The sequence below is a fragment of the Mesorhizobium sp. genome (genome assembly GCF_004962245.1).
GTDB lineage: Bacteria > Pseudomonadota > Alphaproteobacteria > Rhizobiales > Rhizobiaceae > Mesorhizobium.
The window spans coordinates 1-23,007 of record NZ_SUHQ01000009.1 but is presented as its reverse complement, the minus strand read 5'-3'; the positions used below and the strand labels follow the sequence as shown (position 1 = coordinate 23,007).

Annotated in this window: 18 protein-coding genes and 1 pseudogene; 10 read left to right on the top strand and 9 right to left on the bottom strand. The window is 61.8% G+C overall.

The window, feature by feature from the left end; all coding sequences use genetic code 11:
• Positions 1-65 precede the first annotated feature (65 nt).
• The 9 genes from E5X88_RS11510 to E5X88_RS11470 form a co-directional block, all read right to left on the bottom strand.
• Positions 66-2,252: a flotillin domain-containing protein gene (locus E5X88_RS11510; RefSeq protein WP_292161364.1), complete on the bottom strand. Its 2,187-nt coding sequence runs from the start codon at positions 2,250-2,252 to the stop codon at positions 66-68.
• A 76-nt stretch (positions 2,253-2,328) separates the two neighbouring features.
• Positions 2,329-4,557 (bottom strand): ABC transporter permease, encoded by a 2,229-nt coding sequence (locus E5X88_RS11505; protein WP_292161362.1) that lies wholly within the window; start codon positions 4,555-4,557, stop codon positions 2,329-2,331.
• Positions 4,550-5,335, bottom strand: coding sequence for an ABC transporter ATP-binding protein (locus tag E5X88_RS11500; protein ID WP_292161361.1), 786 nt, complete (start codon positions 5,333-5,335; stop codon positions 4,550-4,552). The genes E5X88_RS11505 and E5X88_RS11500 overlap by 8 nt, the downstream gene beginning before the upstream one ends.
• Positions 5,336-5,361: 26 nt before the next feature.
• Positions 5,362-6,609 carry an ABC transporter substrate-binding protein gene (locus tag E5X88_RS11495; RefSeq protein ID WP_292161360.1) on the bottom strand — a complete coding sequence of 416 codons (1,248 nt, stop codon included), beginning with the start codon at positions 6,607-6,609 and terminating at the stop codon, positions 5,362-5,364.
• A gap of 52 nt (positions 6,610-6,661) precedes the next feature.
• Positions 6,662-7,690 carry a branched-chain amino acid ABC transporter permease gene (locus E5X88_RS11490; protein WP_292161359.1) on the bottom strand — a complete coding sequence of 343 codons (1,029 nt, stop codon included), beginning with the start codon at positions 7,688-7,690 and terminating at the stop codon, positions 6,662-6,664.
• Entirely contained in the window at positions 7,687-8,688 is a 1,002-nt protein-coding gene (locus E5X88_RS11485; RefSeq protein WP_292161559.1) for a branched-chain amino acid ABC transporter permease, read from the bottom strand. Before E5X88_RS11485 ends, E5X88_RS11490 begins: the two co-directional genes overlap by 4 nt.
• 44 nt (positions 8,689-8,732) lie before the next feature.
• The gene (locus tag E5X88_RS11480; protein WP_292161357.1) at positions 8,733-10,073 is read right to left on the bottom strand and encodes an amidohydrolase family protein; all 1,341 of its coding nucleotides are present in this window, start codon (positions 10,071-10,073) and stop codon (positions 8,733-8,735) included.
• A 54-nt stretch (positions 10,074-10,127) separates the two neighbouring features.
• Complete coding sequence (locus E5X88_RS11475) at positions 10,128-10,907, bottom strand: alpha/beta fold hydrolase (RefSeq protein ID WP_292161356.1); 780 nt, start codon at positions 10,905-10,907, stop codon at positions 10,128-10,130.
• Positions 10,904-11,782: a fumarylacetoacetate hydrolase family protein gene (locus E5X88_RS11470; RefSeq protein ID WP_292161355.1), complete on the bottom strand. Its 879-nt coding sequence runs from the start codon at positions 11,780-11,782 to the stop codon at positions 10,904-10,906. The genes E5X88_RS11475 and E5X88_RS11470 overlap by 4 nt, the downstream gene beginning before the upstream one ends.
• 204 nt (positions 11,783-11,986) lie before the next feature.
• Between E5X88_RS11470 and E5X88_RS11465 the strand changes: the two genes are divergently transcribed.
• The 10 genes and pseudogenes from E5X88_RS11465 to E5X88_RS11420 form a co-directional block, all read left to right on the top strand.
• Entirely contained in the window at positions 11,987-12,658 is a 672-nt protein-coding gene (locus E5X88_RS11465) for an FCD domain-containing protein (RefSeq protein WP_292161354.1), read from the top strand.
• A 236-nt stretch (positions 12,659-12,894) separates the two neighbouring features.
• Complete coding sequence (murQ, locus tag E5X88_RS11460; RefSeq protein WP_292161353.1) at positions 12,895-13,818, top strand: N-acetylmuramic acid 6-phosphate etherase; 924 nt, start codon at positions 12,895-12,897, stop codon at positions 13,816-13,818.
• A 55-nt stretch (positions 13,819-13,873) separates the two neighbouring features.
• Positions 13,874-14,073, top strand: a pseudogene (locus E5X88_RS11455) (esterase); the annotation flags it as partial.
• 104 nt (positions 14,074-14,177) lie between these two features.
• Complete coding sequence (locus tag E5X88_RS11450; protein ID WP_292161352.1) at positions 14,178-15,293, top strand: anhydro-N-acetylmuramic acid kinase; 1,116 nt, start codon at positions 14,178-14,180, stop codon at positions 15,291-15,293.
• A 525-nt stretch (positions 15,294-15,818) separates the two neighbouring features.
• Positions 15,819-16,763, top strand: a complete 945-nt coding sequence (locus tag E5X88_RS11445) for a MurR/RpiR family transcriptional regulator (RefSeq protein WP_292161351.1) — start codon at positions 15,819-15,821, stop codon at positions 16,761-16,763.
• 252 nt (positions 16,764-17,015) lie between these two features.
• On the top strand, positions 17,016-18,320 hold the full coding sequence (locus tag E5X88_RS11440; RefSeq protein WP_292161350.1) for an ABC transporter substrate-binding protein: 1,305 nt from the start codon (positions 17,016-17,018) through the stop codon (positions 18,318-18,320).
• Between the two features lie 115 nt (positions 18,321-18,435).
• Positions 18,436-20,331, top strand: a complete 1,896-nt coding sequence (locus E5X88_RS11435; RefSeq protein ID WP_292161349.1) for an ABC transporter permease subunit — start codon at positions 18,436-18,438, stop codon at positions 20,329-20,331.
• A gap of 14 nt (positions 20,332-20,345) precedes the next feature.
• Positions 20,346-21,395 (top strand): ABC transporter ATP-binding protein, encoded by a 1,050-nt coding sequence (locus E5X88_RS11430; RefSeq protein ID WP_292161348.1) that lies wholly within the window; start codon positions 20,346-20,348, stop codon positions 21,393-21,395.
• On the top strand, positions 21,385-22,542 hold the full coding sequence (locus E5X88_RS11425) for an amidohydrolase/deacetylase family metallohydrolase (RefSeq protein WP_292161347.1): 1,158 nt from the start codon (positions 21,385-21,387) through the stop codon (positions 22,540-22,542). Before E5X88_RS11430 ends, E5X88_RS11425 begins: the two co-directional genes overlap by 11 nt.
• A gap of 13 nt (positions 22,543-22,555) precedes the next feature.
• Positions 22,556-23,007 (top strand): aldehyde dehydrogenase family protein (locus E5X88_RS11420; protein ID WP_292161346.1); only part of this gene is annotated, 452 nt, incomplete at its 3' end.

Sequence of the window (23,007 nt, the reverse complement as noted above, 5' to 3'; positions counted from 1 at the left end):
CGGCATGACACATGCGGCCAAAATATCTCGATTCACCCGCGCGCCGCATGGACCGCACGATCAAGTCAGCGATCGCGATCGTCATCGTCGTCCTTGCCGATCTTGCCCTTGCCTTTCTTGTCGCGGGTCAGGCTCGAAATGTCCTTGGCGTCGCGTAGCACGTCGGTCATCCGTCCGAGCGAGCCGCCCTCTATGCCGATCTCCTTCATGAGGTTGTCGATCATCGGCGCCTGCACCCGGTAGCGCAGGGCCGAATCGATCACCTCGTCTGTGACGTTGCGGTTGCCGCCAGCTCCCCCATTGATGCCGTCGACATGCAGGATCTTGATGCCCTCGATCTTCTCCATCGGCTTGACGCTTTCGCGGATGATGCCCTCCATATGGTCCAGCAATTTGCCGCGCAGGCGCCCGGAGCGGGCCTCGTTGGAGAGCAGGTTGTCGGCCTCGTTGAGCTGGCGATGGCCGACAGCGTCGACTTCGTAGCGCTGGGCCGCGGCAAGGGCGTGGATCTTTTCGGACTCGGCCGAGGCGACGGCGGCGATCTTCTGGGCCTCGGCAAGGCTCTTGGCCGCCTTCATCTCGGCATCGGCCGCCGCGGTAATGCGCAAGGCCTCGCGCTCGGCCTCACGCGCGGCTCCGATCAGGTCGGTCAGCTTGCGGCGCTCGGCGATCTCGCGCTCGCGGGCTGTGAACGCCTGTTCCTCGGCCTGGATGGCCTTGGCGCGAACCGCTTCCGACGCCGCGATCGCCGAGGACCGCTCCTGCGTCTTCTTGGCGATGTCGATGGCCTTCTGGATTTCGGCGATCTCGATCTTCTGGTCGCGGTCGACGCCAAGCTGACGTAGGTCGCGGTCCTTGATCAGCCGGGCCTCCTCGATGCCGCGCTCGGTGGTGATGCGGGCGCGCTCGACCTCTTCGCTGGCCGATATCTCGGCCTCCTCGAAAGCCTGGCGCTTGGCGATCTGCAGCGCTTCGAGGTGGCGCTCCCTTGCGATCCTCACTTCGTCGATGGCGCGCTCCTGCCCGATGCGGGCCGTCTCGGTGGTCTGGTTCTCGACAATTTCGGCTCGGCGCCTTTCCGCCTCGGCCCTGGTGACCTCGAGCGCTTTCTCCGCCAAGGCGATCTGACGCTCGAGCTCGGCGATTTCGAGCGCCTTCTTGCGCTCGATCTCCAGTTGGCTCTGTGTGCCTTCGCGCTCGATGCGGGCCTTCTCCAAGGCAAGCTCGAGCGCGATCTGCTCGCGCTCGGTCAGTTCGCGCATTTTCATTTCCGTCTCGTCGAGCGCACGGCGCCGGGCAATCTCGCGGCGCTGCGTGTCTTCTTCGTTCTTGATGCGCTCCTCGGTGATGTTGCGCTCCTGGTTGAGGCGCGATTTCTCGACCGCCTCGCGAGAAGACAGCTGCGCCTGCTCCGATTCCTGATCGCGCAGCGCGCGCTCGATGGCGAGTTCGGAGCGCTGCGAGGCGCGGCGTATTTCGACTTCGCGTTCCTGTTCGAGGCGGGCATATTCGGTGTCGCGGTCGATCTCCAGCACCTTGCGCTGGGTGTCGAGGTTCTGGTTGCGGATATCGACCAGCGTGCGCTGCTCGATCTCGTTGCGCATCCTGCGCCGCGTCTCGATCGACTCGGTGAGCTGGGTCAGGCCTTCGGCATCGAAGGCGTTGGACGGGTCGAAGTATTCGAGGCTGGTCTGGTCGAGGTCGACGATGGCGACGCTCTCCAGTTCGAGCCCGTTGGCGGCGAGTGATTCCGAGGCGAGCTGGCGAACCTTGGCGGCGTAGTCGCCGCGCAGTTCGTGCATTTCCTCGAGCGTCATCTGGGCCGCGACCGTGCGCATGGCGCCGGCGAACTTGCCTTCCAAGAGTTCGCGCAGACTGTCGGGCTGAAGCGTGCGGCGGCCTAGCGTTTGGGCGGCGGCCGCGACCAGTTCGCGGCTCGCCCCGACACGGACGAAGAACTCAGCGATCAGGTCGACGCGCATCCGGTTCTTGGTGATCAGCGCAAAACCGTCTTCGCGGCGCACCTCGATGCGCAAGACATTCATGTTGACCGGCGTGATCTCGTGCAGGACCGGAATGACGAAGGCGCCGCCATTCACCACCACCTTCTCGCCCATGAAGCCGGTGCGCACGAAGGCCGTCTCCTTGGTCGACCGGCGATAAAGCCATCTGAGAATATAGACGGCGATCACCACGACGATCGCGGCAATAATCAGCCACAAAAGGAAAGCGCCAAAGGTCTGCGCGGCCATTCTTTCTACCCTCCCAAACAGGATGCGGTCAGCCAAAGGCGACCGGCATCAAATCCATAAACCCGCCTCGAAGCCATCACGCCCGCCTTTGCAGTTTCGGCGTGATCGCGTGAAACGCATTGACCGCGGCGTCGACGAAAGACGTGTCGTTGATGTTCGATTGAACGCGCTCGACATGGCGCAGCGCGGTCTGGCGAACAGCCTTCTCGATCGCCTCGAACAGCGCATTGTCGGCCTCCGGATCATGAAACGGCTGGCCTGGTGCGTCCAGCATCGACACGCCGCCCTCCGGCAGCAGGAACCGCACCGGACCGTTCATGGCGTTGAGCCGCGCGCCGATCCATTCACCGAAGGCGCGGTTTTCGTCGCGCGTGGTCCGCATCAGCGTGACATTGGGATTGTGGATGACGAATCTGCGGCTTTTGAATTTCTCCGGCACGCTGTCACGTGGGCCGAAATTGACCATGTCCAGCGCGCCGGTCGAGCCGACGTAGGGCAAGCCGGTGCGGATCGCCGCGCCAAAGCGGTCTTCGGTCGCCGGAAACACGCCGCCGACAATCATGTCGGCCACTTCCGTCGTGGTCAGGTCGAGGAAGGCCGAGAGCTGCCGGGAATCGCCCAGGTTTTCCATGGCGCGCCCGCCGATGCCGGTGGCATGAAAGACAAGGCAATCATAGTCCGCTTCAAGGCGCTTGCTCACCGCCTGCACAGCCGGCGTGGTGACGCCGAACATGGTGATGCCGACGGCCGGACGCGCCAACTTGCGCTTGGCTTCCCACGCCTCGGCATTGGGAAGCTGTGCGACCATACCGGCCATCGCATGCGCGGCGTTCGAAAGCACTTGTTCGGTGATCGAGTTCAACCCCTGAACGTCTGCCACCGAATGGAACATCATGATGTCGGCACCGCCGACATATTTGGCGACGTCGCCGGCGGCAACCGTCGAGACCATCAGTTTGGGGATACCGACGGGCAGCACGCGCATGCCTGATGTCGCCAGGGTGGTGCCGCCGGAACCGCCGGCCGAAATGACGCCGCCGATGCGCGGTTCGCGCTCGATCCAGCGCGCAAAGGCTTCGGCCATGGCGCTCACCGAGCCGCCGCGATCATTGGTAAAAACGGCCGACGACCCTCGCGGGTGCAGGCCGGCAATCTGCATGGCGGGAACGTCGGCGCTCGACGGCTTTCCGGACGTCGACAGGTCGACGGTGCGGACCGGCACGCCCAGCGACTTCAGGCGTTCGGCGACGAAGCGCAATTCCTTGGCCTTGGTGTCGAAAGTGCCGACGACCAGAACGGTCCTTCCGATGCGTTCGGCGAAGGGAATGGCGAAGACCTTCTTCAGGTCGTCCTGCGGCGCGGCCTTCTCGATCGCCGCTTGCCGCATGGCTGTCACCGGCACATTCCAGCGGTTCGGCAATTCGGTCACCGGACGGTAGACGCCGTCCTGCGGCATGGTGTTCTGCGAAGCACCTCGGTCGATGCGATAGACCTCGGCCAGTTGTTCTTGCGCCTGTGCCGCTGCCGCGGGCGTGACCGTGGATTCGTCGGAATGGCGGCCGACGCCGAGCAGCCGCTGCTGCAGATCGCGGTCGGCGGCAAGCGCCGTGGCATCCATGACCCGGTTGATGCGCCCGTTGACCATGATGGCGACGCGATCGGACACAGCGGTGGCGACGCCGATATTCTGTTCGATGACCAGGATCGCCATCTCGCCTTCCTCGGCCAGCGTCACCAGCATACGCTCGACTTGCTCGACGATGACGGGAGCGAGCCCCTCCGTCGGCTCGTCCATGACCAGCAGTTTGGGATCGCTTAACAGCGCGCGCGAGATCGCCAGCATCTGTTGCTCGCCGCCCGACAGCTGCGAACCGCCATTGGCCCGGCGCTCGGCGAGACGCGGAAAAATCTGGTAGACGCGCTCGACCGTCCAATTCGCATCACGGCGGTTGCCGGCCGCGAGGCGGAGATGCTCGTCGACCGTCAGGCTTGGCCAGACGCGGCGGCCCTGCGGCACATAGCCGACGCCGAGGCGATGGATCTCGTGCGGTTCGAGTGCGGAAATCTCGCGGCCGCCGACCCGGATCGACCCGGAGCGCGCGCGCTTCAGCCCGGCGATGGTGTTGCAAAGCGTCGTCTTGCCCATGCCGTTGCGGCCGACGACCGACAGCACGCCGCTGTCCAGCGTCAGCGACACGCCCTGCAGTGCATGGCTTTCGCCGTAATAGACTTGCAGATCCTCTATTCTGAGGATCGCCTTGCCGGACGAAGATGTTGGGCCGGGAGGAGCTGGGCGGTCAGCCATGCTTGCCTCCGAGATAGATTTCCTGGACCTCCGGGTCGGCTTCGATCTCCTGCGGCGTACCTTCCTTGAACAGGTGGCCATTGTGCATCATCGAAACATACTCCGAGACACGCAGCGCAACGTCGAGATCATGCTCGATGATAACATAGCCGATGTGCTTGGGCAGCCCGTTAAGGATCGCCACCAGATCGCGCCGCTCGGCCGGCGACAGCCCCGCCGCCGGTTCGTCGAACAGGATGAAGCGCGGCGCGCCGGCCAGCGCCAGTGCAATCTCCAACTGCCGCTGCTGGCCATGGCTGAGCGTCGCCACCAGAGCGTCGCGCCGGGCTTCCAGATGCACGGCGTTCAGGATCGATTCCGCCTGCACCCTGTTGACGTCGGTGGCTTTTGGCCGAAGCAACGAGAACCGCCGGCGCGATACACCCCGGCATGCCAGGAAGATGGAATCGAGGACCGACAGGCCCTTGAACAGTTGCGAAATCTGGTAGGTCCGCCTCAGGCCGCGCCGGATGCGTTCATGCGGCGGCAGGTCGGTGATGTCCTCGCCGAAAAAGCGGATGCGGCCGGCGGTCGGCAGAAAATCGCCGGTCACGGCATTGAACAGCGTGGTCTTGCCGGCTCCGTTGGAGCCGAGGACCGCGCGCCGTTCGCCGGCCGCGATCCTCATATTGATACCCGATAGCGCCACCAGCGCACCGAAATGATGCGCAACGCCGTCGAGCTCCAGCGCATAGGCGCCGGAACTCTGTAGACGGTCTGCTGCGAAGCTTTCGGTCACTGCGGGATACACTCGCAAGTCAGGCGTTACGGGCAGCTCGGGTTGTCGCGATTGACGGCGCCAAGCTTCATGAACTCGTCTTCCGGAATGCCGAGCGTCTGGTTGACCTGTGACACGACCTTGACCAGCTTGTTCAGGAGATTGCCGTCTGCCCCCTCGGTGACTTCGGTCAGGAACATGTCGGCGATCGCGTTGCGGTTCTTGTCGAGCGACACCTTGCCGGTCGGCGTGTCGAAGGACAGTTTCGAGAGTGCGTCGCGCAGCTTGGCGCCGCCGTCGGAGACGTCGCCACCGGCCTGTTCGAGGCCGAGCAGCGCCGCCTTCATGTTGACATAGTAGCCATGGGCGAAGAGCGAGGGCGATGGGAAGGCACCCGGCTGTTTCTTGTATTGCTCGACGAACTTCGTCCAGGACGGAGAGCCGTTGGTATCGGCTGTCGGGCCTGCGGCCGGCGTGCCGATCAGAACGTCGCGCAATTTACCCTTCGAGGTCAGCACGGTCTGGTCGACGGTGATGGAGCCGCCAATCAAGGGTGCCGTGCCGCCGGACTGCTGGTATTGCGTCAGGAAATTCACTGCATCGGCGCCGCCGAGCGCGACATAAATGGCGTCGACGTCGTCGGGAATGGCGGCGATGACGGAGGAATAGTCCTTGTTGCCGATCGGCACCCAGGATTTCGACGGCACCTTGCCGCCGGCCTTGCAGAATTCGGCCATGAAGCCGAAGACCTGCGTGTAGGGGAAGGAGTAGTCCTCGGCGACGGTGGCGACCTTCTTGTAGCCCTTGTCGTTGAACGCATAGGTGCCGAGGCCGGCCATCCACTGCGCGCCGTCGGTCGAGAAGCGGAAGAAGTTTTCCGCCGGATTGCGCAGCGTCGTATCCTGCGCAGCCGACGTTCCGTTGATGAAGGTCACGGTCGGCTGGGTCTTGGCATAGTCCTTGACGGCCAGACCCTCGTCACCCGAAAGCGGGCCGACCAGCACCTTGACGCCATCCTGCTCGACCAGCTTGCGTGCTGCGCGCACCGCGCTGTCGGGCGACGCGTCGGACGAACCCTTGACGATCTCGATTGTCTTGCCGGCGACCTTGCCGCCGATTTCCTCTACCGCTGTCATCGCGCCGCGCTCGCCGTCTTCGCCGAGCACCGTGAACGGTCCCTCGAAGGTCGCGAGCAGGCCGATCTTGATCGTGTCGTCGGCAGCGAGCGCTAGCGACGGCGCGGTCAGCCCGGTCGCAAGTGCCAGCGCAAGCAGTGTGCGTCGATGTATCCTCATGTTTTCCTCCCTTTGATTGACGTTTTCGCAGTGGTTCATTCCATTCCGGCCGCTAGGGGCCGGAACGCAAGGACTCCTGGGCAAGATGCGGTTTGATCCTCCCCCACAACCCAAGAATTCCATCCGGCGAGACGAAGACGATCACCAGAAACACCAGACCGATCAGCGTATTGAAACGCTCGGCTCCGACGATATCGATGGCGAAGGTCTGCATCAGGACAACGACGAGCGCGCCGAAGAAAGGGCCGATCGGATGCCGCAAACCGCCGATCACGGCGATGATCAGCACATCGATCGCCGCGTCCACGCCGATGGTGCCGGGCGAAACGCGGCCATTGAACCAGACCAGAAGCACGCCAGCCAGGCCAGCGATGATGCCGGCGAGAAACCAGGCAAAGACCTTGTGCGCGGTGACGTCATAGCCGAGCGCGCGCATCCGCCGCGGGTTGTCGCGGATCGCCTGCAAGGTCAAGCCGAAGGTGGAGCGGGCGCCGTAGAGTATGGCCGCATAGGACAGGACCGCAAAACCGAGACAGAGGTAATAGAAGGCCTTCGGATCGCGCCAGTTGACGCCCCAGAACGAGGGAGCGTGGATGCCGGCATATCCGGAATGGCCGTTGAAGATCGCGTAGTTCTGCTGGGCGAAATAGTAGGTGGCGGTGGCGATCGCCAGCGTGATCATGATGGTGTAGATGCCTTCGGTGCGCACCGAGATCCAGCCGATCAGCGCCGATGCCACAGCGGCCGCCAGCACGGCGAAGGGGGCCGCGAGCCACCATGGCCAACCAAAGCCGAGCACGTTCGAATTGTTGTTGCCGAGGATGGCGATGGCATAGGCGGCGATGCCGGCGACGGTGATCTGCGCCAGGCTGACCATGCCGCCATAACCTGCCAGCATCATGAGCGACAAAGCCAGCATGCCGAAGATCAACGAATAGCCGCCGATCTGCGTCAGGAAGAAATCCGATGCCACCAGCGGATAGAGGACCAGGGCCACGGCGAGGACGATGTGGCCCGGGCCAAGCTTTTCCAGCCATGTCTGTTGGGGCGCAGCATCTTGCGCTGCGATGGTCAGGCTCATCGCGCTTTCCCCATGATGCCTTGCGGCCGGATCGCCAGCGCCACCACCATGATGACGAAGGTGAGAACGATGCCGTAGGTCGGGAAATAGATGAGGCCGATCTGCTCGGCGAGGCCGATCAGCAGCGCGCCGATGGCAGCGCCTGATATCGAGCCCATGCCGCCGACGATGACGACGACGAGCGAGGCAAGCAGATAGCGGATGTCTTCGCCGGGCGCGACCGAAAGCGCCGACCCACCGACGACGCCGGCAAAGCCGGCAAGCCCGGCGCCGACGGCAAAGACGATGGCAAAGACCGCATGCACATTGACGCCGGAGGCCGAGAGCATGGCGCGGTCGTCGACGCCGGCGCGGATCATCATGCCGACGCGCGTCTTGTTCAGCATCAGCCAGAGGCCGACGCCGATGACGATCGCCGCCGCCAGCACGACAAGGCGGTAGAGTGGATAGGTGAGGAAAACCGATGCGCCGTTCGACCGCACCGCGGTGATCACCGGGAGCGTCAGTGCGCCATCCAGCCATTCCGGCACCGCGATCTGATAGGTGCCGCCTGCCCAGACCGCCAGCATCACGTCGGCCGCGACGATCGAGATGCCGATGCTGACCAGAGTTTGGCGCAGGTCGTCGCCCTCCAGACGGCGGAAGACGAAGACCTGCATAACGACGCCGACCGCCGCCAGAACGATGAAGCCGGCGGCGACACCCAGCAGCCAATAACCGGTGCGGTTCGCCACTTCGTAGCCGATATAGGCGCCGAGCAAATAGAGCGAGCCATGCGCAAGATTAACGTTGCGCATCAGCCCGAAGATCAGCGTAAAGCCGCTGGCGACCAGGAAATAGAGGCCGGCCAGGGTGACCCCGTTGAGGATCGCGCTGACGAACGCCTTCTTCGAGATCAGGATGGCGTTCAGCCACTCCGGCCAAACGGCGAAGACCAGCCATGCGACGAGCGCGGCGGCAAGCAGCCAGAAAAGGCCCCATGCCTGCCGGCGCGTCATGCCGCCACCCGAGAGGTCGGACGAAGATGGCCGGTCGAGGATGCTCATGCGGTCAGCCGGCGGCGCTGCTCGTTCATGCGTGGCGCCTTGTGGAACTTGCCGTCCTTCATGATGGCGAGGATGCGGTTCTTGTCCTGCAGGATGCGCACATCCGAAATCGGGTCGCCGTCGATCAAAAGGATGTCGGCGAGGTAGCCTTCCTTGATCAACCCGAGCTCGTCGCCCATGCCCATGATCTGGCCGCCATATTTGGTTGCGGCCTGGATTGCCTCCATCGGCGAGAAGCCGAGCATCTCGACGAAAGTCTGGATGTCCTTGGCGTTGGTGCCCTGCGGCGTCCAGGCAAAACCGTAGTCGCCGCCGATGCAGACGCGGATGCCGCGCCGGTGCATCTTCTTCATCGTGTCGATGCACATTTCGAGCTCGCGCTCATATTCCAGCGACAGCGGCGATCCAGGCTTGATGCCCCATTGCTCGGCATGGCGCGCGGTGTTGATCAGCCAGGCTATGCCGGGTGCCACGAAATGCTTGTCCTTGGCCGCCTCGAGCATGTCGAGCGACTCTTCGTCGGCAAACGAGGCGTGGTAGATGTTCTGGATGCCATGGCGGATGCACTGCTTGACCGAACCGGACGAGCGGGCATGGGCCGACAGCACCTTGTTGCGGCAGCGCGCCTCGGAGGCGGCCATGGCGACCTCCTCCTCCGACATCGGTGTCTCTTCGGCGCCCATGCCGGTGATGCTCTCGCCGGACAGGTTGAGCTTGATCGAATCGACGCCGTATTTGATCAGTTGGCGCACCGTGCGGCGGATCTCTTCAGGCCCCGAGACGACGATGCCAAGGTTGAGACCTTCGTGGGGAATGTGCGAGGGCGCGGAGTCGCCCAGCCCACCGACCGTGGTGATCTCCGGCCCGGCGGCGAGGTAACGCGGCCCCGGGAAACGGCCTTGATTGATGAATTTCTTGGCGACCACGTCGAGGCGCGGCTTCGCGGCCGCCGCTCCCCTGCCGGCTGTGAAGCCGGCATCGAGCACCAGTTTGGCCATCTCCATGGTGACCAGCATGTGCTCTTCGATCTCCATCATCTGGATCGGGTCGATGCCGGGCGCATTGTTCCAAGACAAATGCAGATGCGCGTCAATCATGCCCGGCATCAGCGTCGCGCCCATGCCGTCGATCGTCGTGACACCGCCGGGCGCGCCAGCGTAGGACAACGACGCGGACGAGGAGCCAAAGCGCGACGAGCCCTTGGTGATCTGCTTGATGCGATTACCTTGAACCAGCACCTCGCCGGTGTAAGGATATTCCCCGGTCGCGTCGAGCACACGCACATTGGTGAAAAGCGTGTTGCCCGAACCGTTTCCGTTCCAGCCGTCGTCTGCCATCAGAAAACCTCCCAAACTGTCGAGCGTACTGTTTTTACGCCCGAATTCCGACCCTCACCTATCAACGCGTCTCAAAAAATCGGCGAGCTTCTGGCTGCTTTCGCGGGGGCACTCCACCGTCGCCCAATGTCCGCACCGATCGAGAGACGAGAATATGGCCCCCTTGATCCTGTCGGCAAGCGCCTGGCCGACACTCATCGGGTTGACCGTGTCGGCGTCACCGGTGACCAGCAAGGTCGGCGCCGAAATCCGTCTGCTGTCGACGGCGGTCGCCTTGGCCAAGGCTTCGCAGGTGCGGGCGTAGGATTCCGGATCCTGTCTGGTGATAGATTCACGCACGAAGGCGACGGCTGCGGGCGACGTTTCCCTGGTATGCGCCGACAGCGCATTGGCGACAATCTGGTCGGCGATGTCGGCGATACCGCCGGAGCGCGCAAGCCGCGCCCGGCTGGCAAGGCCTTGCCGCGTCGCCTCCGCCGGCTCTGCCAGTGCGCCGAACAGCGCCAGCGAACTCACCAGCGGCGGTTGCGTTGCCGCAATCTGCTGGCAAACGATCGTGCCCATGGAATGGCCAACGAAATGAGCCCGCATCACGCCCATGCCAGCCATAGCGCGAATGACAGCCTCGCTCATGATCTCGATCGTCAGCGGTTCGAACGGCTTTGCCGAGCGACCGGAACCCGGCAGATCGAGCCGGATGACACGGTAGGCCGAGAGCGCCTCCATCTGCGGCTGAAACATGTTCGACGTTCCGCCGAGGCCGTGGATCATGACGACCGGGTGGCCTTCGCCGGTGACTTCCGCCACAATCTGGCCGACGGTGACAGTCGTCATTGGACCCGCTCCACGATCCGGTTCTCCAGCGTGCCGATGCCGTCGATCTCGACCCGGACAAGGTCGCCGGCCTTGAGATATTTCGGCGGATCGAAGCCGATGCCGACGCCAACCGGCGTGCCGGTGGCGATGATGTCGCCCGGCTTCAAGGTGATGCCTTGCGACAGTGTCGAGATGATCGTTGGAATATCGAAGATGAGCAGCGATATTTTGGAGTTCTGGCGAAGGTCGTCATTGACGAAACAGCGCACCGAAGCGTTTTCCAGATCGAACTCGTCCTTGGTAATCGCCCACGGCCCCATCGGGCAAAACGTATCCTGCGATTTGCCGATCAGCCATTGGCTGTATTTGCCCTGCAGGTCGCGCGCGGTGACATCGTTGACGATCGTGTAGCCCCAGACATGATCGTAAGCGTCCGCTTTCGAAATGCCGCGTCCACCTTTGCCGATGATGACGGCCAGCTCCGCCTCATAGTCGATCGCCGTCGACACGGAAGGGTCGATCAGCACGCTTGAATGCGTTGCAATGACCGATTCCGGAACTTTTGAGAAAATGATCGGGTGCTGTGGAATGGCGCCGGAACCGGCACTTGAATCGAAGCCGCTGCGCGCAAATTCATGCGCATGCTCGTAATAGTTCTTGCCGACGCAGAAAATATTGCGGGCAGGCAGCGGGATTGGCGCCTCAAGCTCGACTTGCGCGAGCGGCAGCGGCGAAAGCGTCCGCGGCATGCCGGCCCCGTTTCGCCGCAACAGCGCCAACACTCCCGACAGCGCCTGCTCGACGGGAATATCGAAAGGAGCAACCGACTGACTGTCGAGGTCGACAATTCCCACGCGACGTTCGCCTGCGATCGAAAACGTCGCGACCCTCATCCGTCTCTCCCTGAACCTTTTATGAGCCAATAACCGCTCTTTCGTTACACGCTACCGCCGATTGGTTTAGGCTGCAAGAGGTTTTGGTGAGATAATCCGATGAAAGACGATAGTTTAACGCTTGGATCTGTTCAGACGCTAGACCAACGGTGCAGAGACTGATATTATTGGTTCAATATTGGATCAGATAAAGAGCATTACCGAATGCCCAAACTCGTCGCCAACGACATCGCCGCCGTGCTCAAGAAGCGGATTTCCTCTGGGGAATGGCTTGAGGACGGCCGGATGCCGCCTGAGCGCGACCTGGCGGTCGAGTTCGGCGTGGCGCGCAACACGGTGCGTCGTGCCGTCGGTTTCCTGGAGGACGACGGAACGGTTGTGCGGCATGTCGGACGCGGCACCTTCCTGACCGCAACCAATCCGGACTCCATCGCCGCGACAGTCGCGCGGATGGAGGGCACCAGCCCTGCCGACATGATGGAGATCAGGCAGTTGCTGGAACCGGCCGCGGCAGCCTTCGCCGCGACCAACGCCAGCATGGCGGAACTGAACGCGGTCCGTGAAGCCCATCAGACCGCATGCGAAGCCGAGGACATGCCGAACTTCGAGCATTGGGACGCCGAATTCCATCACCGCGTTTTCGCATGCTGCCGCAATGATTTCCTGAAAGAGATTCACAATCTCATGCGCACGATCCGCAACCAGTCGCCCTGGTTCGAAATGAAGAAGCGCTCGTTTTCGGAGGAACGCCGGCAAACCTATTGCAGCGAGCATCAGACCATATTGGACGCATTGCTGCATCGTGACCCGGAAAGCGCCAACCAAGCGATGCTTGCCCACCTCAAAACGGTCGAACGCAACCTTCTGGGCCGGTAATTCTGAAAGCCGCGTTCCACGGCGCGAGTCCGGATTGCTTCACCACCGGCCGAAGTCGACGGGCTGAGAGACGGGGGGGTAGACTCCGGCCGGACCATGCGACAGGCAAGCTCAAGCATTTAACAAAGCAGAACCGGAATAGCCGACACGAACAATGCCAACCGCTGGCACTGGTCGACGCTTGGCGCGACATCACATTATCTACTGCCGACGGCAAGAACTTTGAAAGCAAGTGGATGAGCGAACAAGGATTGATGTTGGAGCTGGAGCGGTTGGTTTCCGAGGACCGGAACCCGAAGACGATGGATATCGACCTGCTGCCGACCATCGATATCCTGCGCAAGATCAATGACGAGGACAGCGGCGTTCCGGCGGCCATCGAGAAGGTCATCCCGGAAATCGCCGCCGCCGTAGATCGGATCGTTGGCGCTTTCCAGAAAGGTGCGCGGCTTGTCTATATGGGTGCCGGCACGAGCGGCCGGCTGGGGGTTCTCGACGCTTCGGAGTGTCCGCCGACCTTTGGCGTGCCTGAGGGAATGGTGGTGGGGCTGATCGCGGGCGGCGCTGACGCGCTGGTGCGGGCAGCGGAAGGCGCCGAGGATGATCCCAAACAGGGCATGAAGGCGCTGCTGGAGATCAAGCTGACTCCGGACGATGTGGTGGTCGGCATCGCGGTCAGCGGGCGCACGCCCTATGTCATCGGCGGCTTGACCTATGCAAGGCAGGTGGGAGCGACGACCGTGGCGCTGTCCTGCAACCCCAGATCGGTCATCGCCGGCATCGCCGACATTGCCATCTCTCCGCTTGTTGGCCCCGAGGTTCTCTCCGGTTCGACCCGGCTGAAGTCGGGAACGGCGCAAAAGCTCGTCCTCAACATGCTGACGACCGCCAGCATGATCCGGATCGGCAAGAGCTATCAGAACCTGATGGTGGACCTTAACCCCAGCAACAGGAAGCTCGTCGCCAGGGCCGTCAGGATCGTGATGCAGACGACCGGTTGCTCAGCACAACAGGCACGACATGCACTGCACCAGACCGGCAATGACGTGAAGCTGGCGATCCTGGTGACGATCACCGGCATGGGCGTGGAAGAGGCGCGCAAGGCGCTTGGCAAGGCGGGAGGGTTCCTGCGAAAGGCGATAGCCGAAAGGACGATGTGAAGCCGCATGGATACCGGGCCAATAAACAGGCCCGATACTCAAGGAGCGTCTCCACACCCATCGCTGGGAGCAGCCCTATGAGGGCTGGCCGGTAACCTGGGGACGATCGGGCATACCGGCACCGGGCTGTGGATCAACTTCGACAAAGGCAAGGCATGGACCTTGCTCACCAGCCGGATTCATCCGACACGTCATTTCAACGGCGGGATCGCAGCGCTTCGGCAATCGGTCGGCGATCTCGTGAATGGAGCCTAGAGCATGATCCCGAACCGAAGGACCGCGCCAGCGAAAAGTGGGAACCGGTTTTTGCTTCGCTGACCTCCAGTTCGGAAAAGATCATGCTCAATAAGGAATCGATCATGGAACCAATCTGGGCCGTCGGCCTGATGACCGGCACCGTCCTCGACGGCAATATCGACGTCGCGCTGATCAAGACCGACGGCGAGCGGATCGAGGATTTCGGGACCTACACGCTGGCGCCTTATCCGCAGTCGATCCGGACCTTGCTGGAGGAGACGCTGCGCCAGGCCAGGGCGTGGAATTTCACCGGACCGGAACCGGCGATCTTTCGCGAGGCCGAAGAGGCCCTGACGCGCGCCCAGTCCACAGCGGTCAAGAACCTCGTCGAAAGCTACGGGCTGACGATGGCCGATATCGGGGTCGTCGGCTTCCATGGCCAGACAGTGCTGCATCGTGCCCCGCAGGTCGGCCGGCTCGGCCAGACCCGCCAGCTTGGCGACGGTGAATTGATGCATGCCATTCTGGGGATCAAGGTTGCCTACGACTTCCGCTCGGCCGACATGCGCGCCGGCGGGCAAGGGGCGCCGCTGTCCGCCGCCTATCACGCAGCACTGCTGCGGGATGCCGATGCCAGCGGCGACACGGCGGTCCTCAATCTCGGCGGTGTCGCCAACATCACCTGGTGGGACGGCAAGGACAATGTCGTCGCTTTCGACACCGGACCGGCCAACGCGCCGCTCAACGATTTCATCAAGGCGAAGGGGCTCGGCGAAATGGACCGCGACGGCGCGCTCGCGCGGACCGGCACGGTGGACGAAGCCCGGCTCGCCAAGCTCTTGCAGCATCCCTATCTGGCCAAGCCCTATCCAAAATCACTGGACCGGTTCGATTTCGGCGCGGCCATGGCGGACGGGATGAACGCCGAGGATGGCGCAGCACTGCTGACGGCCTTCACCACCGCGGCCGTCGGCAAGGCACTCGACCTGCTGCCGCGCCGGCCGAAGCGGTTGGTGGTCAGCGGTGGCGGCCGCCACAACCCGACGATCATGGCCATGCTTGCCAGCCGTGCCGGCGTCGAAGCGGTGCCGGCGGAGGCGCTCGGCTGGAAGGGTGACGCGGTGGAGGCGGAGTGCTTCGCCTTCCTTGCGGTTCGCGTGCTCAGGGGCCTGCCGATCAGCTTCCCGACCACCACCGGTGTGCCCCAACCGATGCGCGGCGGGCGGCTTGCCGGCTAATTAGCTTCGCCAAGCGCGGAGCGGTAGGTTAGGAATCCGTGATGGGCCGGACTGATCTAAGCCCGAATCGAAGATCGCTACTGCGAAGTAGTGGAACCCGGTCTCTGCCGCACCGCCAAGGACTTTTTCTAATGGATAACCGAACTATTCCGAAATCGGATCCTGCAGGCTGAAAGAAGCGTCGCCGAAGATCCTGACGCAGCGGCCGGCCACGAGCAAGAGGCGTAAGCAATCTTGACAAACTGGTCCGATAGTCGAGCCAGGCTACGTCACTGGAAAATGCCTGTGATGCGTCACGTCGATTTGCGGTATCGAACGCAGAGGCGATGCCATAATTTGCTCGGGTCGATGGGATCCTAAATCCTCCCACTCGTCGCCGGTATGGGTGAAGTAAAATTGATGCAACGCCAACGACCTGGAAAGCACTCCGAAAGCGGGTGGTCACGATGGACGACAACGGGCGTGCCGCTGTCAGCCTTGAACACGCGCCCACATTGCGAGATCAATTCCTAAGGGAGATAGTCAATGGCTCGCAATCGGTCGCAGGAAAATCGCACGTCGCAACCTAGTGATGGTGCGATTATCCAAGGTGCCAAGCGTAATGCACAAGACATCATCGGACTTATTGTCGACCAGCAGTCACAGTTTTCCAAAACAAACCGCCGGATTGCTCATGCGATTTTGAGCGAGCCACATAGCTTTGCCGAAAAGCCCATCGAGGAACTCACCGCTTGGCTCGATGTATCGGCGCCAACCATCACCCGGTTTTCCCGGATGCTGGGGTGCGACGGTCTGAAGGATCTCAAGCTCAGGATCATGGGGTCGGTGCGCGTCGGCATCCGTTACCTCGAGCCCCAAACGCCGCCCGGATCCATTGCCGAAGTTGCGGAGCGCGTTAGCAAACGGGCACAAAAAACCATTGCGGACATGCATCATAACGTCGACCTCGAACGCGCCCAGGCGGTCGTCAACAAGATCAGCGTCTGTCACACGCTCTACGCATTCGGAAGTGGTGGTGTCTCGTCATGGCTTATCGAGGAGATCCAGAACCGCTTCTTCCGGCTGGGTATACGTGTCATTCCCTGTAACGATCACCAGATGCAATTCATGCTGGCAACAGCGGTGGAGCGCACGGACGCGGTCATCTGTTGTTCGCTCACGGGCACCAATGCCGAGCTTGAGAAGGCCGTATCCGTTGCTCGCGAGTACGGAGCGACCACGATCGCCCTGACCCCGAGCGGAACACCTCTCGCCGCCGCCGTCGACGAGCTTCTGCCGATCAACTGCCCCCCTGACGAAGACATTCTGAGCCCGGCGTCAATCCGCTACGCCTACATGATCGCGATCGATATCATCTCTTACGGCGTCGCCATCGCGCGCAAGGACGCGGGCCGGGAAAAACTTCGCCGCCTTAAGCAGCAACTGGCGATCGCACGCGATGCGGCCCAAACCCAACCTTTGTGCGACTGACTCGAGAAAATGTCTATTTTTTGTTTTTTCAATCAAAAAATAGCTTAAAAATTGATCACTCGATCAAAAATGGCTCAAAAATGATCTGGAAATGAAAATTTCGTTGGACAGCTAAAATTTTTTTGGCATAGTTCCCTGCAGCACGAGCTTAACCGGCCTTACAGTTCGCCTTCCAGGTCGGAGATACCGAAAGTTATTTGCCGGCATAGCCGGTTGGTCGAAATCAAAAGCTATAACGATTGGGGAACTGGCATGATTTCATCGCTGGAACGACACCTGCTGTCCAGAAGACAGATATTGCAAGGCGCGGCTGGATTGTCGGCCGCTGCGATGATGGGGTCACAGGCTTCCGCAGCACCCTCCGCGCCGATCAACTTCGTCGGCTGGCAATATCAGCCGCAGATTGTTGAAGAGAACGTCAAGACGTTCATGAAACTCTACGACGAGAACGTGAATTACGAACTCGTATCGGGTGACTACCACCCCTTGGCGGAAACGAAGCTCACCGGCGGTCAGCATATCGACATGCTGTATTCCGAGGAGAACTACATCGCCCGCTGGCACGCAGCCAACTGGATTCGCGACATCGAGAGCCTACCCGGCGTTGCCGATATCAAGGCCGGCATGTTTCCGGTCAGCGTGGAGTCGCTTTCGTTGCCGAACGGTGGGCCGCTGTGCGGGCTCCCCTATTACGCTGGCTACAACACCTTCCTGTACAATGAAGAGCATCTCACAAAGGCCGGGGTTCAGGCGCCGGAAACCTGGGATGCCGTTCTTGACGTCTGCCGCAAGCTCAAGAAGGATGGTATATCCGACGCGCCCTTTCATGCGATGTGGCAGCAACAATGGCCGAATATGTCCTGGTACATGTTCGCGGCGTGGTATTCTGAAGGAGCCAAGGTCTTCGACGCCGATGGAAACTTCATCGACGAGCCGGCCTTGCGCAAGATCCTCGAAATCAACCAGACTTTCTACAAGGAAAAGCTGGTTGTCGAAGATATCATGACTTTGCCCGGCGAAGGCGTGCCCAGCTATGCCTCCGGCCGCCACACGTTCATGGTCGTCCATGACTACAATCACAAGGTCGCCAACGATCCCGCCGTTTCCAAGATCGCGGGAAAGGTGCGCAACGCGATCATGCCGGGAGCGACCCGCTCGACCATGGCCTGGACGGCAGCCTATCTCATGGGCTCGCAGCCCGTCGATGAGGAACGCGTGTGGAACCTGCTCCAGTTCTTCGGCGGCAAAGCCAAGGATGGCCAGTATCATGTGATCAAACGCTGGGCACTCGAGTTCGGTCTCGGCTCGGGCTACAAGGAGGTCATGCAGGATCCCGAGATCGTCGCTAGTTTCTCGAAATGGCGCGACCTCGACATTTCGGCCAAACAGCTAGGCATGGCGACATCACGCGCGATCGGCAAGGCGATCTGGTTCCCGGAATGGGATATGTTCATGATGCAGCAGGTCCAGGAATATATCCGTTCGGGCAGCTCGACCGACCAGCTGGTGGCATCGCTTGCGGCCAAGGCTTCCGAGCTGAAGGCCCAGTATCAGTAAGGCATGCGGGGGGCAGCCGGTCACCGGGACCGGCTGCTCCGTCCGTATCAACCTCCAACGACATCGCCAGACGCGGCATCGCCGGCGATCTGGCCCAGATGATGTGCGAGGACGCATGACAACGACGCTGCTGCCGTCGCAAAGAATCGAGCCACTGGCGCACCCGCGCCGCCGCGGGATCAGCCTTCCGGCCTTTGCTTATTTCTCAGTCGCCCCGACACTGATCCTGATGGTCCTGATCGTCGGCCTGCCGCTCCTCTACAGTCTCTATTTGTCCTTCAACATTACCAATCCGATCACCAAGCGGTGGATTTTCGTTGGCTTCGCCAATTATACGAAGATCTTCCAGAATCAGGACTTCTGGTATGCGCTCGTCCGCACGCTTTATTTCTCCGCGATTGCGGTCATCGGAACGACCGTGCTCGGAACACTGATCGCACTCGTTTTAAACCAGCGATTTGCCGGCCGCGGCTTCCTGCGCAGTGTGGTCCTTGTTCCCTGGGCCATGGCGCCTGTGTCTATCGGAGTGCTGTGGTCCTTCATCTATGCCGGCAATTTCGGTCTGTTGAACGGGTTTCTCAACGACGTGGGACTCGGTTCGTGGGGACAGGCATGGTTCGGAGAAGGCTTCCGCGCCCTCAACCTCGTGGCATTGACCCAGGTCTGGAACCAGACGCCGTTGACGACGCTGATGCTCCTTTCCAGCCTGCAATCCATGCCGGGCAACCTGCATCGCGCAGCCATTCTCGACGGCGCGGGACCGGTCAAGCGCTTTTTCTCGATAACGCTGCCCTGGCTCAAGCCGACGCTGCTTTTCTCCACCATCATTTCCACCATCAATGCGTTCCTGGCCTTCGACATCATTTGGATCATGACGCGCGGTGGTCCGGGCGCGGCGACCACCACACTGTCCTGGCTTGGCTATATGCAATCCTTCCAGTTCCTGAAGTTCGGCGAAGGGGCCGCCCTTCTCTATGTGCTGACGTTTCTCAGCCTTGCATTCGCGATCGCCTATTTCGCCTTCCTAAGCCCCAGGAAAGCCAGAACGACAGTGCCGGTGACGGCCGCTCCGGGACTGCAGACAGCCAGCCGCCTGCGCGCCCCCATGGTCGTCCTGCCGGAGTGGAAGCCGAAAAGGCTGATGGGCCCGATTGCCACGCGCAACACGAGCAAGATCCTGTTCGCGCTCGCTGTCGTTGCCATTTTTATCTGGTCGTTCCTGCCTGTTGCCGCGCTGATCCTGATCAGCCTGTCGCCAGCCACCGACCTGATCCGCACGCCTCCCTCCATCGTGCCCTCAACGCTCACTTTCGAGAATTATCGGGCGGTGCTCCTGGCGCAAGGCACGACCAGCGTGCAGGCCGCACGCGTGCCGTTGTCCCTGCTCAACAGTTTCGGCATCGGCATCGTCGTCTCCGTCGCCAATGTCGCGCTCGGCACCTTGGCTGGCTACGGTTTCGCCCGGTACGCCGGGCATCGTTTCTTTGCCGTCAGTCTCTGGGCGCTTCTTCTGACGCGTATGGTTCCTGCGCTGACGCTGGTTCTGCCGTTCTTCGTCATCTTCCGGACGCTCGGGCTCATCGACACCCATCTCGGTCTGGTGATCGCATATTCGACGATCCTGATGCCGCTTGCCGCCTGGATGATGAAGACCAGTTTCGAGACGGTGCCGCTCAGCCTAGAGCGCGCGGCACAGATCGACGGTTGCAGCCGCTGGACGATGTTCCGCAAGGTTCTGGTGCCCGTGGTGCGGCCGGCTATCGTCGCGGCGCTGATCTTCTGCTTCCTGGTGTCCTGGAACGAGTTCCTCTTTGCCATGATCCTGACCTCGACTCCCAAGACGCAGACAATCCCGGTCGTCATCGCAGGCTTTCTCAACCAGGCGCGTTTCTACGAGTATGGGCCGCTTTTTGCGGCCAGCGTGCTTGCCATCCTGCCGCCCGTGGCCGTCGCCTTCTTTTTCCAACGTTACCTCGTCCAGGGTGCGCTTTCCGGCGCGGTCAAGGGCTGAAAGGAGCTTCAAGCATGGCATCGATCGAAATTGCCGGCCTCAACAAGCACTTCGGGACGATGGCTGTTTTGAAAGGGCTCGATCTCTCGATCAACGATGGCGAGTTCATCTCTTTCCTCGGACCGTCGGGATGCGGGAAATCGACTTTGCTGTTTTGCATCGCCGGCCTGGAGGATATCGACGAGGGATCCATCCGCTTCGACAACAAGGAGATTTCGGATCTGGGTCCGCGCGAACGCAACATCGCCCTGGTCTTCCAGGACTATGCGCTTTATCCGCACATGACGGTGCGCGAAAATATCGCCTTTCCATTGCGCCAGCAGAAACTGGACGAGGCGACTGTCGGCAAGCAGGTAGCCTGGGCCGCCGATGTTCTCGGCATCGAGGCGCTTCTCGACCGACCGCCTGCAGCGCTTTCCGGCGGCCAGCGCCAGCGCGTTGCCGTTGGCCGTGCAATCGTTCGAAACCCTTCTGTACTCTTGATGGACGAGCCGCTTTCCAATCTCGACGCCTCGCTGCGCGTGCGCATGCGCACCGAGATCCGGCGCCTCCAGAAGGCGCTCGGCATTACCGTCATCTTCGTCACGCACGATCAGGAGGAGGCCATGGTGCTGTCCGACCGGATCGCCGTGATGAAGGACGGCGTCGTGCAGCAGTTCGCGCCGCCGATGGAGGTCTATTCCGAGCCTGCCAACCAATTCGTTGCCGGGTTCATCGGCAGCCCGCAAATGAACTTCTTGCCCGCCAATCTGTGTGGTGGCAGTTCCGACCAGATTCTCGGCGTGCGTCCACACGACTTGAAGCCGGCGGCTCGCGGCAATGGTGGCCTGACACTATCCGGCGAGCTTATACTCATCGAGCCGGCCGGGCCTTTCCAGTTCCTCGACGTTTCGATCGCCGGCCATGTCGTCCGGGCAACCTGTAGCGACGCGTCCAGACTCTCTGCGGGCGAAAGCATCGTCCTCAACGCGCGCGCGGACACTGTTCGTTATTTCGCCGCCGAGGACGGCACCCGTATCAATCAGCAATTCCTGGAAACCGAAAGCCGACTTCATGCCCTATGACCTCGTTTTGAAAAATGGTCGCGTCATCGATCCTTCCCAGGATATTGACCGCATCACCGATGTCGCCTTTGCCGGGGGAAAGGTCGCCGCTCTTGGGGATGGTCTTTCCGGCACGGAAGAACGAAACGTCTCCGGCCTGATCGTGACACCCGGCCTGATTGATCTGCACACGCATGTTTACTGGGGCGGGACGTCACTTGGGGTCGACCCGGACGCGTTTGCCCTCAAGAGCGCCGTTTCGACCTGTGTTGATACCGGGAGTGCCGGACCAGGAAATTTCCCCGGATTTCGCAAGCATGTGATCGAGCGGAGCACGGCCCGCATTCTCGTTTATCTGCACATTTCCTTCGCCGGCATCTATGGTTTCGCAAAGAACATCATGATCGGCGAAGGCCATGACATCCGGCTTCTTGCCGGCCGTGAAGCCGTCGAGGTCATCAATGCAAACCGCGACGTTATCATCGGCGTGAAGGTTCGCATTGGCCGCCACGCCTCCGGCCCCGCCGGTATCCAACCTCTCGATGTCGCCCTGCAGGTCGCGGATGAGACGGGCCTGCCGCTGATGGCCCATATCGATGAGCCGCCGCCATCCTACGAGGCCGTCGTGTCACGGCTGCGCCGCGGCGATGTGCTGACCCATTGTTTCCGGCCCTTCCCCAATGCGCCAATCGACGGCAAAGGCAAGGTCAGGGCGGAAATCCTTCGGGCCAGGGAGCGAGGTGTTCTTTTCGACATCGGCCACGGAATGGGCTCCTTCTCCTGGAAGACAGCACGCGCAATGATAGGGGAAGGTTTCCTGCCGGATACCATCTCCTCCGATGTTCATGCGCTCTGCATCGAAGGCCCGGCCTACGATCAGGTCACGACGCTCTCGAAACTGCTGGCGCTCGGCATGTCGATGAATGACGTCATCGCAGCGTCGACCGTGAATGCAGCCAAGGCATTGCAGCGGCCCGAACTGGGAACTTTCAAAATCGGCGCCGCAGGCGATGCGAGCATCCTTGAATTGCGCCGCGGCGCGTTTTCCCTTGAGGACACGCGCGGCGAGATCGTCGTAGCGCCTGAACGCATCTTTGCCGCCGGTCTGGTCATTGCTGGCCAGGATATCGGCACCGATGATCAAACGCTCGCGGCGGCAGCCGAATAAGGGAGATCTGAAAATGGATGGTGGTTATACAACAAATGCGCCGGCCAATTTCATAGGCGGCACATGGCAGACGGAGCCGGATACGATGCCGGCGTTCAATCCCGCAACCGGAGAGACTATTGCCCAGTTGCCGCGCTCGAGCCGCGAGACCGTGCAACGGGCAGTGGCCGCCGCAAAGGCGGCAGCGCCGGCATGGGCCGATATGCCGGTTTTCAAGCGCGCCGATATCTGCGTTGCTATGGCCTCGGCAATCGACGCGGCGCGCGAGAAGATCGCGCGCATCCTCTCGGCCGAGCAAGGCAAGGTTCTTGCGGAGGCCATGGGCGAGGTCCGCAAGGCTGCCGATGGCTTCCGCCTGGCCTCGGAACTCGTCAAGCAACTCGGCGGCCAGACCCTGCCCGCCGAGGATCCGACGAAGCTAGTCATGACGATCCGCCAGCCGCGCGGGGTTTATGGGGTCATCAC

Bases quoted from the DNA above. Each gene is read 5' to 3' on its own strand.
- E5X88_RS11510 (WP_292161364.1), bottom strand. From the start codon at position 2,252: ATGGCCGCGCAGACCTTTGGCGCTTTCCTTTTGTGGCTGATTATTGCC.
- E5X88_RS11505 (WP_292161362.1), bottom strand. From the start codon at position 4,557: ATGGCTGACCGCCCAGCTCCTCCCGGCCCAACATCTTCGTCCGGCAAG.
- E5X88_RS11495 (WP_292161360.1), bottom strand. From the start codon at position 6,609: ATGAGGATACATCGACGCACACTGCTTGCGCTGGCACTTGCGACCGGG.
- E5X88_RS11490 (WP_292161359.1), bottom strand. From the start codon at position 7,690: ATGAGCCTGACCATCGCAGCGCAAGATGCTGCGCCCCAACAGACATGG.
- E5X88_RS11485 (WP_292161559.1), bottom strand. From the start codon at position 8,688: ATGACGCGCCGGCAGGCATGGGGCCTTTTCTGGCTGCTTGCCGCCGCG.
- E5X88_RS11480 (WP_292161357.1), bottom strand. From the start codon at position 10,073: ATGGCAGACGACGGCTGGAACGGAAACGGTTCGGGCAACACGCTTTTC.
- E5X88_RS11475 (WP_292161356.1), bottom strand. From the start codon at position 10,907: ATGACGACTGTCACCGTCGGCCAGATTGTGGCGGAAGTCACCGGCGAA.
- E5X88_RS11470 (WP_292161355.1), bottom strand. From the start codon at position 11,782: ATGAGGGTCGCGACGTTTTCGATCGCAGGCGAACGTCGCGTGGGAATT.
- E5X88_RS11465 (WP_292161354.1), top strand. From the start codon at position 11,987: ATGCCCAAACTCGTCGCCAACGACATCGCCGCCGTGCTCAAGAAGCGG.
- murQ (WP_292161353.1), top strand. From the start codon at position 12,895: ATGAGCGAACAAGGATTGATGTTGGAGCTGGAGCGGTTGGTTTCCGAG.
- E5X88_RS11450 (WP_292161352.1), top strand. From the start codon at position 14,178: ATGGAACCAATCTGGGCCGTCGGCCTGATGACCGGCACCGTCCTCGAC.
- E5X88_RS11445 (WP_292161351.1), top strand. From the start codon at position 15,819: ATGGCTCGCAATCGGTCGCAGGAAAATCGCACGTCGCAACCTAGTGAT.
- E5X88_RS11440 (WP_292161350.1), top strand. From the start codon at position 17,016: ATGATTTCATCGCTGGAACGACACCTGCTGTCCAGAAGACAGATATTG.
- E5X88_RS11435 (WP_292161349.1), top strand. From the start codon at position 18,436: ATGACAACGACGCTGCTGCCGTCGCAAAGAATCGAGCCACTGGCGCAC.
- E5X88_RS11430 (WP_292161348.1), top strand. From the start codon at position 20,346: ATGGCATCGATCGAAATTGCCGGCCTCAACAAGCACTTCGGGACGATG.
- E5X88_RS11425 (WP_292161347.1), top strand. From the start codon at position 21,385: ATGCCCTATGACCTCGTTTTGAAAAATGGTCGCGTCATCGATCCTTCC.